1 protein-coding gene is annotated in these 577 nt (G+C 41.9%); it reads left to right on the forward strand.

From position 1 onward, the window contains the following. On the forward strand, nt 1–577 hold a 577-nt coding region (locus tag R8O10_RS26580), incomplete at both ends, for a conjugal transfer protein TraF (protein ID WP_318192145.1).

The following is a 577-nucleotide window of genomic DNA, read 5'->3' on the forward strand; positions in this document are numbered from 1 at the left end:
GTTATGACGATCAATATGATCTTATTGACGAAATCGAGCGGATTAGTAAGCTGACCGATGTTGATGAGATCAAAAAGTCCATGGACGCTATTGACGGCAAAAAAATGGATTTTGACTTAGGTGGTGTCGTTGCCGTTGGTATTCCAAATAAATTCTTATCAGCAACTGTCTACGGAAAACTCTACACAGAGTCATTTGTTCAACCTAATGTTGATACATCAGGTGTCGATCCACTGACAGACAGCTATGTTCAAGGTGTTTCGATTGGCGTAGCGGAGGCGGGGGTGTCTCTTGCCAAGTACACCAACTTTATGAATCAGCATCTTTCTTTTGGTATCACCCCAAAACTGCAGCGCATCTATACATATTCGTATGCGACCAGCTTTAAGAACTTTGATACCAAAGATCTCCGTGAACACGAAACTGCTGAAACTATGTTTAACTTAGATGCGGGGGCACTTTGGTTCTTCGGTCCATATCGTTTGGGTATCTCGGCTAAAAACTTGATTGGAAGAGACGTGAAAACCAAATCGTTCCAGTACAACACTGATACGATTCAGTCATACGAATACAGTAT

Origin of the sequence: Vibrio sp. 1727, from assembly GCF_033344415.1 — a bacterium.
In the GTDB taxonomy this organism is placed as follows: domain Bacteria; phylum Pseudomonadota; class Gammaproteobacteria; order Enterobacterales; family Vibrionaceae; genus Vibrio; species Vibrio alginolyticus.